The sequence below is a fragment of the Acidimicrobiales bacterium genome (assembly GCA_022452035.1).
Lineage (GTDB): Bacteria > Actinomycetota > Acidimicrobiia > Acidimicrobiales > MedAcidi-G1 > UBA9410.
Genome location: JAKURV010000043.1, coordinates 1 through 9,070 on the forward strand (window position 1 = coordinate 1; position 9,070 = coordinate 9,070).

The 9,070-nt window shown below is 65.3% G+C and carries 8 protein-coding genes and 1 tRNA gene; 7 read left to right on the forward strand and 2 right to left on the reverse strand.

Annotated elements, in window-relative coordinates:
• The 7 genes from recF to MK181_10460 all read left to right on the forward strand — a co-directional run.
• The coding region (gene recF, locus MK181_10430; protein MCH2420215.1) for a DNA replication and repair protein RecF at positions 1-933 on the forward strand (933 nt) is incomplete at its 5' end.
• A complete protein-coding gene (locus MK181_10435) occupies positions 930-1,244 on the forward strand; it encodes a DUF721 domain-containing protein (GenBank protein ID MCH2420216.1) in 315 nt (104 codons plus the stop codon). The genes recF and MK181_10435, both read left to right, overlap by 4 nt.
• 256 nt (positions 1,245-1,500) lie before the next feature.
• Complete coding sequence (locus MK181_10440) at positions 1,501-3,426, forward strand: type IIA DNA topoisomerase subunit B (protein ID MCH2420217.1); 1,926 nt, start codon at positions 1,501-1,503, stop codon at positions 3,424-3,426.
• Positions 3,426-5,924, forward strand: coding sequence for a DNA gyrase subunit A (gyrA, locus tag MK181_10445; GenBank protein ID MCH2420218.1), 2,499 nt, complete (start codon positions 3,426-3,428; stop codon positions 5,922-5,924). The genes MK181_10440 and gyrA overlap by 1 nt, the downstream gene beginning before the upstream one ends.
• Before the next feature lie 230 nt (positions 5,925-6,154).
• Positions 6,155-6,952 carry a DUF3566 domain-containing protein gene (locus tag MK181_10450; GenBank protein MCH2420219.1) on the forward strand — a complete coding sequence of 266 codons (798 nt, stop codon included), beginning with the start codon at positions 6,155-6,157 and terminating at the stop codon, positions 6,950-6,952.
• Between the two features lie 39 nt (positions 6,953-6,991).
• A tRNA-Ile gene (locus MK181_10455) sits at positions 6,992-7,065 on the forward strand.
• Between the two features lie 142 nt (positions 7,066-7,207).
• On the forward strand, positions 7,208-8,203 hold the full coding sequence (locus MK181_10460; GenBank protein MCH2420220.1) for a Gfo/Idh/MocA family oxidoreductase: 996 nt from the start codon (positions 7,208-7,210) through the stop codon (positions 8,201-8,203).
• Positions 8,204-8,224: 21 nt separating this feature from the next.
• On the opposite strand, the gene MK181_10465 is transcribed toward MK181_10460, so the two are convergent.
• On the reverse strand, positions 8,225-8,794 hold the full coding sequence (locus MK181_10465) for a hypothetical protein (GenBank protein MCH2420221.1): 570 nt from the start codon (positions 8,792-8,794) through the stop codon (positions 8,225-8,227).
• 35 nt (positions 8,795-8,829) lie between these two features.
• Positions 8,830-9,009: a hypothetical protein gene (locus MK181_10470; GenBank protein MCH2420222.1), complete on the reverse strand. Its 180-nt coding sequence runs from the start codon at positions 9,007-9,009 to the stop codon at positions 8,830-8,832.
• Positions 9,010-9,070: the final 61 nt, after the last annotated feature.

Genomic DNA, 9,070 nt, shown 5'->3' on the forward strand with positions numbered 1-9,070 from the left:
CGTGGAACCTCGTTTAGGGGTGCATCGACCGAGGCCATGGTCCGGAAGGGTGCCGACCGGGCGGCCATTCGGGCCGAGGTGGTCGACGGAGACCGAGTGGTCCTGTTGGAGGCCGAGCTGGTGGCCTCGGGGCGGAACCGGATCCAGATCAACAAGAATCGTGTACAACGGCGCCGAGACCTCCTGGGTCACTTCCGGACCACAGTCTTCGGACCCGACGACCTGATCTTGGTCAAGGGGGGCCCCGCCGAGCGACGGACCCTGATCGACGACCTGTTGGTCGATCTACAGCCCCGGAATCAGTCGCTCCGAGCCGACCTAGACCGCATCCTGAGGCAGCGAAACACTCTCCTAAAACAAGCCCGGGGGCGGTCCACCCCGAAAGTCAACGACACGCTAGACGTGTGGGATGCCAAGCTGTCCGAGGTGGGAGAGGCCCTGACAGCGGCCCGGACGGAACTGCTGGCCGTCCTAGGACCCGAGGCCAATCAGTTGCTGGAGATGCTGACGGGTGGCCGATCAGGACTAACCCTGACCTACGTCGACGAGTGGACGTCAAACGGCCTGGCCGCTGCACTCCGACAAGTCCGCCCGGAGGACCTACGGCGCGGTTTGAGCACGGTGGGACCCCACCGAGACGAGGTTCGCATTGAGGTAGACGACCTTCCGGCACGGACCCATGCCTCCCAGGGGGAGCAGCGGTCGGTGGCCCTGGCCCTCCGGCTGGCCGGTCACCGGATCGTGGTCGACCGAACAGAGACCGATCCGGTAGTCCTTCTGGACGACGTGTTCTCGGAATTGGACGACGATCGGTCACGGGCCCTGGTGGACCTTCTCCCAACCACCCAAGCCATCCTGACCACGGCCAGTGCGGTACCTGCCGGGGTAGCCCCCGGGACAGTGCTGCGCCTGTCCGACGGGACCCTGGGATGAGTCCAGATCGTGGCCCGGTCCCCATTCGGGCCAGTCTGGAAAAACTCCTAGCCGGGCTGGGTTCCCCGGAGATCGACAGCATGACCATGCTGGTCGAGCGGTGGCCCGAGGTGGTGGGGGAGCGGTTAGCCGAGCGGATCCAGGCCGTCGCCGTGCGGAGGAGGGAGCTCCTTGTGATCGTTGACGATCCTGCCTGGGCCAGCCAAATCGCTTGGCTAGAAGCCCAGTTGCTGGAGCGCGTGGAGGGCATTGTGGGGCCGGGTCGGATCGTTGCCGTCCGAGTCCGGGTGGAGCCCGTCGGAGGGGGCTAAAGACGCCCCTCTGGGGCCGGCGTGGGGTCCCCCCGTGGAGAGCCCATTAAGAGCCCGTGGAGAGCTCTTGTGGGCCCGTGGAGAGCCCATGTGGGGGGTCTGGATAAAGGCCGCTAGTCCGTGGCGAATCTAGGCCTGGCTGGTAGGCTGACGGAGTCGTGAACTGGCCCTCTGACCTGCGGTTTTGTACCGTACTGAATGGTCTCTCGGCCAGTGGAATCCCGTACGGGAGTACACCGGTGGAAGGGTCCCGAAGATGAGCGCGGATACCTCCTACAGCGCCGCTGACATCACAGTTCTGGAAGGTCTCGAGGCTGTCCGAAAGCGGCCTGGGATGTACATCGGATCGACCGGTCCGACCGGGCTCCACCACCTTGTTTGGGAGGTCGTCGACAACTCGGTGGACGAGGCGATGGCCGGACACTGCACGACCATCGATGTCACCCTCCGGGACGACGATTGCTGCCAGGTGACCGACGACGGTCGGGGAATTCCGGTTGGCCAACACCACCAGTACGACGACTTGGCGGCGGCTGAGGTGGTGCTGACCCTCCTCCACGCTGGAGGCAAGTTCGGCGGCGAGGGGTACAAGGTGTCCGGTGGGCTCCACGGAGTCGGCATCTCGGTGGTGAACGCTCTATCCAGCCGGGTAGAGGTCGAGATCGACCGGAACGGCCGGCACCACTACATGGACTTCGTGGATGGTGGTCGGCTACAGACCCGGCTATCCGACGTGGGCGACGCCCCGGACGGTCGCACGGGAACCACGGTTCGGTTCTGGCCCGACGGCTCGATCTTTGATGACACCCGCTTCCGGTTCCAGACGCTGGCCGAAAGGTTCCAGATGATGGCCTTCCTGAACCGCGGCCTAAGGATCCGGCTCCGCGACGAACGGGAAGGAGATCACCACGAGGAGGTCGACCACTGCTACGAGGGCGGTATCCGGGACTTCGTAGCTCACGTCAACGCCTCCAAGGAGTCGCTGTTCGCCGAGGTAGGCCACATCCAGGGCGAGGAGGACGGCCAGGAGGTCGAGGTGGCCTTCCAGTGGAACACCGGCTTCAACACCGATGGTCTCCACTCGTTCGCCAACGGTATAAACACGCTCGAGGGGGGAATGCACGAGGAGGGCTTCCGGAGTGCCCTGACAGCGGTGATGAATCGGTACGCCCGCAAGCGGGGCCAACTCCGGGAGAATGACGACAACCTCCAGGGCGAGGACATCCGCGAGGGCCTGACGGCCATCATCAGCGTGCGCCTTTCTGATCCGCAGTTCGAGGGTCAGACCAAGTCAAAGCTGGGCAACGTAGAGACCAGGTCGTTGGTCCAGCGGACCACCAACGACAAGTTGGCCGAGTGGCTAGAGGAACACCCGTCGGAGGGCAAAAGGATCGTCCAGAAGGCGATCAATGCCCAACGGGCCCGGGTAGCCGCCCAGGACGCCCGAAAGTCGGCCCGTCGCAAGTCCGCCCTAGACGGGGCCGGCATGCCCGACAAGCTCAAGGACTGCGCGTCGGGCGACCCGCGAGAATCCGAGCTATTCATCGTGGAGGGGGACTCGGCCGGTGGCTCAGCCGTTCAGGCCCGGAACCCCCACACCATGGCCATCTTGCCCATCCGGGGGAAGATCCTGAACGTGGAGCGGGCCCGCTCCGACCGAATGCTCAAGAACGCGGAGATCCAGACCCTGATCCAAGCCATCGGTGGCGGGTTCGGTGAAGACTTCGAGGTGGGCAAGATCCGGTACCACAAGGTGATCCTGCTGTGTGACGCCGACGTGGATGGGAGCCACATCAGGACACTCCTGTTGACGTTCTTCTTCCGCCAGATGAGGGCCCTGGTCGAGAACGGCCATGTGTACATCGCCCAGCCACCCCTTTACTCCACGGTGGTTGGACGCGAAAAGGTGTATCTAAAGGACGACCACGTCAAGGCTGCCTTCCTGGCCGACAATCCATCCCACAAGAAGGAATTCCAGCGCCTGAAGGGCCTGGGGGAGATGGACTTCGCCGAGCTCCAAGAGACCACCATGGACCCAGCTCGACGAAGTCTTCTGCAGGTGTCGGTCGAGATGTTGGCTATCGCCGACGAGGTCTTCTCCACCCTCATGGGCGAGGACGTGGAGAGCCGCAAGCGGTTCATCCAAACCAACGCCCGCGACGTGCGGTTCCTAGACATCTAATGGGCGAAGTTGTGGAACCGCCGGTGGAGGATGACACCCCCAACCTGGGTTCGATCCAACCCATCGAGATCCAAGAGGAGATGGAGCAGTCGTTCCTCGACTACGCCATGTCGGTCATCGTGTCGCGGGCCCTACCCGACGCCCGCGACGGCTTGAAGCCCGTCCACCGTCGAATCCTCTGGGGGATGTACGACTTGGGGGCCCGGCCCGACCGGCCGACCATGAAGTGCGCCCGGGTAACCGGCGAGGTCATGGGCAAGTACCACCCGCACGGCGACCAGGCCATCTACGACGCCCTGGTGCGTATGGCCCAGGACTTCAGTCTCCGCCATCCAGTGGTCCACCCGAAGGGCAACTTCGGGTACTCGCCCGACGACGCCGCGGCTGCCGCGAGGTACACCGAGTGCCGCCTCGATCCCATCGCCCTACAACTGTTGGCAGGGATCGACGAGGACACGGTGGACTTCACCGACAACTACTCGGGCGAGTTCACCGAACCGGAAGTCCTCCCAGCCCGGTTCCCGAACCTGCTGGTCAACGGGAGCCAGGGCATCGCCGTAGGCATGGCCACCAACATCCCCACCCACAACCTGGGAGAGGTAGTGGACGCCACGATCCACCTGATTAACCATCCGGACGCCACGCCAGACGACCTTATGGCCCACCTGCCAGCACCCGACTTCCCCACTGGGGCGCTCATCCTGGGGCGAGCCGGGATCCGCGACGCCTACCGGACCGGACGCGGACAGGTCCGGATGCGAGCTCGGACCGACATCGAGGAGGGGCCACGGTCCAGCCGGATCGTGGTTACCGAGCTGCCGTACCAGGCCAGCCCCAACCTGATCATGTCCAAGATCCGGGATCTGGTGGATGCCCGTGAGCTGGACGGCATTGCTGATGTCAACGACGAGTCGGCGCAGGGGTTAACCCGAATCGTGATCACCTTGAAGCGCGACGCACCGGCCCTGGTGATCCTAAACAACCTGTTCAAGCGAACCCCGTTGCAGACCACCTTTTCGGTCAACACCGTGGCCCTGGTGGACGACGTTCCCCGCACGTTGGACCTACGCGAGTTGCTGGTGGCCTATGTGGACCACCAGGTGGAGGTGGTGCGACGGCGGAGCGAGTTCCGGTTGGGTCGAGCACGGGACGAGGCACACACCACGGAAGGCCTGCTCAAGGCCCTGGAGCGGATTGACGACGTAATCGCCCTGATCCGTGGCTCGGCCGACCGCCAAACGGCCCGGGCTGGTCTGATGGCCGACCCGTTCGAGTTCACCGAGGTACAGGCCAACCACATCTTGGATATGCAGTTGGTCCGCCTAACTCGGCTGGGTCGTACCAACCTCGAGGAACGGATGGCCGAGCTCCGTGAGACCATCGCCGAACTGGAGGCCATTCTGGCCGACGAGGGCCGCCTGCTGTCCGTTATCAAGGACGAACTGGTTGCCATCCGGGCCGACCATGCCACGCCCCGACGCAGTGAGATCATCCACGACCCAGGTGAGCTGGACATCGAGGACCTCATTGACGACGAAGAACTGGTCTTTGCCATGAGCGCCGCGGGCTACGTGAAGACCATGTCGACCTCGGCCTTCCGGACCCAGGGTCGCGGCGGGAAGGGCATCACAGGCGCCAAGCTCAAGGACGAGGACGCGGTGTCGCACCTGATCCACACCACGGCACACGCCTACCTGCTGTTCTTCTCGACCCGGGGACGGGTCTACCGCCTCAAGGCCCACGAGGTTCCAACGGCCGGCCGTACGGCGCGGGGAACGTCCATCATGAACCTGCTGCCCCTCCAGCCTGATGAGCGAATCCAGGCTGTCATCGACACCCGGGATTACGAGTCAAATCGTTTCTTGTTCTTCGCTACCCGCAGTGGACGCGTCAAGAAGACCCGCTTCACGGCCTACGACTCATCGTTGAAGGCCGGCCTCATCGCCGTGCGGCTGAACGACGGTGACGAACTGGTGGCCGTGGTCCCGACCAGCGGATCGGACAACCTGTTCCTGGTGTCCCGGACCGGTCAGACATTGCGGATTGATGAGAACGACGTTCGGGCCATGGGTCGGGATGCCGCTGGCGTGGTGGGTATGAAGTTCCGCGGCGACGACGAGTTGGTCTCGTGCTGTGTGGCCCGAAAGGATGCCACCATCTTGCACCTCACTACCGAGGGCTATGGCAAACGCACGGCACTCGACGAGTTTGGTGCCAAGGGCCGAGCCGGGCTAGGGGTCCGCGGGATCCGGACCACTGACGACCGTGGCTCAGTGGCCGGGGCCCTGGTAGTCAGCGAGGGTGACGACCTGTTCGCCGTGACGACCGCCGGGATGATCATCCGGATGCCAGCCGCCGAGATCTCGGTTCAGGGGCGGGATGCCACTGGGGTCCGAGTTATGTCTCCCGGTGAGGGCCAGGAGGTAACTGCCGTGTCGCCCGCACCAACTGAGGACCTGGTGGTCGACGGATTGCCAGAGGCCGGGTCCACCGGCTGACGGGAGTATCCCCGCCTCCCAGACGCTTTCCCGAGATCGACCCCTCCGATGACACACTGAGGAGGGAACCGCGGGACTCCGGGAAGCCAATGCCAGACAGGTGCTGACCCTCGATCTAGTCATCCTGACCGTGGCGGTGGCTGAGGTGCCAGGGACCGGACGCTGACGGTGGCCGTGCCGTGCGACCGCGACCGCTGCCATACCGATGGCGACCCCTAGACTCCCGGCCCGTGGCCGACGACCAGATCGAGGGCTCGTCCCCAGACGACAGGTCGGATGATGGGCTGCTGGATCCCGCCGACGCCGTTCCGGCCCAGGAAGGGGAAGAATCGCCCAGTAATCCAGATGGCCCACCGACCACCGAATCGTCGGCCGACCTTCTGGCCCGCCAGTTCCAAGGTGGTGACGAGGAGCCGGTCGATGACAGGGGCCTACACCCCGACCCGGTTTTTCGCGACGACCAGTCGTCCCGTCGTCCCCGACTGGTCCGCCGACCCAACCGCGATCGGACTCCCAAGGCCCGACGATCGGACCGCGAACCTCGGGGGCTAAAAGAGTCCCAGGCGCCTCAGGGCGGATACCGAGTACGTCGAGTCCGACGCCTTGTCCGCCACGTCGAGCCTTGGTCAGTACTCAAGGTCTGCCTCGTTTTGTACCTATGCGTCTGGGGCCTTCTGGTCATCGCCACCAGGATGCTGTGGAGTGCGGCCGACGAGGCAGGAACGATCGCCAAGATCGAGTCGTTCGTGGAGGAGTTGTTTGCTCTGGAGTCGTTCGAGTTCGACTCGGCTCAGATCTTCCGGATTTTCGTGCTGGGTGGCCTTGTAGTGGTAGTGGGCGGTATCGGGATCACCGTGGTTTTGGCGGTGCTATTTAACCTGATCAGCGACCTGACTGGAGGTGTCCGGTTCACGATGATCGAGGAGGAGACAGCGGTTCGACAGCGCCGGCTGCGCCGCGGCGATGTCCTGGTCAACCCGGAGGAGATGCCATCAGGTGGGCCCGGTCCGCCGCCGACCAGCGGGTAGCCAGGGTCTGGACCCCGGGGATACCGTTCCGGGTTCTGCGGGGCTATAGCTCAGTCGGTTAGAGCGCACCCCTGATAAGGGTGAGGTCGCTGGTTCGATTCCAGCTAGCCCCACGTCTATGGAGGTCATCAGACGAGCTCTCGCTGCCATCTCGGTGGCTGCCGCAGTCGCCGGGACCCTAAGGCTCCGTGGTGGGGCTGGGATCACCCGCCGGTCGGGCGGCTGGCGGCTCCTATCCGGTCCGGAACGCCGCTGATGCGCGTTGCTGTGCTGGGTGCGGGGGCCGTGGGGTCGCGGGTGGTCCGCCAACTGCTTAGCACCGACGCCGTAGACCGCATCGTCCTACGCGACACGTCAGCCGAACGCCTAGCCCAGGTGTCGCGCTCGTTGGGGGAACGGGTGGAGTTGGAACACCACCCGTTCCCATCCGACCTAGAGGCCGATGCCGTAGTCGTGGCCACCCCCAGGGGAACCCAACTGGAGGCTGTAGAGGCTGTCATCCAGGCTCGTAGGCCGGCCGTGCTGGTAGGCAACGGGCTCGCCGAGACGATCGCCGTCCTACACCTAGCCGGCGCGGCGGCTCAGGCCGGGGTCCCGGTGGTTGTCGGGGCTGGCTTTGCCCCCGGATTCAGCTGTGTCCTTGCTGCCCACGGGCGATCCTGGTTTGACACCGTCAGAGAGATGCACATCTCCAAGGCGGGTACCGGCGGGCCAGCCTGTGCCCTGGTACACCACCGTGCCCTAAGTCGCCGTTCGTACGACTGGCGTGAGGACGGTTGGGTTCGGCGTGCCGGGGGCTCGGGTCGGGAACTGGCCTGGTTCCCGGACCCGGTCGGTCCCCGCGATTGCTACCGGGCGGCGCTGCCTGATCCCGTCCTCCTCCACCACGCCTTCCCCCAGGTGGAGCGGATTACCGCCCGGGTCGCTGCCACCCGTCGGGACCGGCTCACGGCACCACTCCCCATGCTGTCCCCACCTCACGTGGAGGGCGGCAACGGGGCCATCCGAGTGGAGGTTCGGGGTCGACGCGAAGGCGTGGAGGACGTGGTGGTGTTAGGCGCTACTGAACGTCCGGCGGTTGCTGCGGCGGCCGTAGCGGCCACCACCGTGGAGTGGTTACTGGCCGACCGACACCTGGTGCGGGGGATGGTCGGGCTGGCCGAGATGGTCGAGCCGCTGGCCTTCCTCGACGACCTGGCTGATCGGGGGATCGAGGCTCAGGTTTTTGAGGGTGAGCGGTCGCTGGCCTGAGGCGGGGTGGACCGTCGGTGATCAGGTACGGCCGACGAGGGCCAGTACCTGGGGGGCCAGAGCTGGGTTGGCGGCCAGGGCGTCGCCACCTTCGGCGGTAACTGTTCCTGACAGGTCGCAGAACAGGCCCCCGGCTTCCGGGAAGATGGTCAGCATGGGAGCCACGTCCCATCGGCTCACGACGGGGTCGACCATGGCGTCGGCCCGACCGGTAGCCACCAGGACGTAGCCGTAGGCGTCGCCCCAGGTTCGGATCACGGCGCCGCTCCCAACGAACGCGTCTAGGGCGGCAGCCGACGGCCAGTAGTCGACGCCGCTGGTCACGACGCACGCTCCTCGGAGATCGGCTCGGTCACCGACCCGCGCCGGTTCCCCGTCTACGAAGCACCCCCGCCCCCGGCCGGCCCATACACACTCATCCAGACCAGGAACGTTGATCACGCCGACGGCAGGGCCATAGTTGTCCTCGAGAGCAACAAGGTTGGCGTACAGCGGAACGCCGTGGATGAACGACTGGGTGCCGTCGATGGGGTCCAGGACCCAGGTGCGGTCTGAGGTCCCTGCGACGTCAGGCTCTTCTTCTCCGACCACCGAGTCGTCGGGGAAGGCTTCGGCAATCCGGTCCCTCAGGGCCGCTCGGCCTCCCGGTCGGCGACGGTGACCGGGGTGCCGTCACCCTTGCTTTCCACGTCTAGATCGGTCCGGCGGAAGTACCGCAGGGTCAAAGTTCCGGCCTCCCGAGCGATCTGGACGGCAAAGTCCACCAGGGCTGGGTCTACAGCCGGCCGGAGATCAGGTGCGGTCATCGCAGGAGCCTAGGACCGGGCATCCGAAGAGGGAGGTTGGACCGGTAGGTGGGTCCGACCG

Bases quoted from the DNA above. Each gene is read 5' to 3' on its own strand.
- gyrA (MCH2420218.1), top strand. From the start codon at position 3,426: ATGGGCGAAGTTGTGGAACCGCCGGTGGAGGATGACACCCCCAACCTG.
- MK181_10440 (MCH2420217.1), top strand. From the start codon at position 1,501: ATGAGCGCGGATACCTCCTACAGCGCCGCTGACATCACAGTTCTGGAA.
- MK181_10460 (MCH2420220.1), top strand. From the start codon at position 7,208: ATGCGCGTTGCTGTGCTGGGTGCGGGGGCCGTGGGGTCGCGGGTGGTC.
- MK181_10470 (MCH2420222.1), bottom strand. From the start codon at position 9,009: ATGACCGCACCTGATCTCCGGCCGGCTGTAGACCCAGCCCTGGTGGAC.
- MK181_10435 (MCH2420216.1), top strand. From the start codon at position 930: ATGAGTCCAGATCGTGGCCCGGTCCCCATTCGGGCCAGTCTGGAAAAA.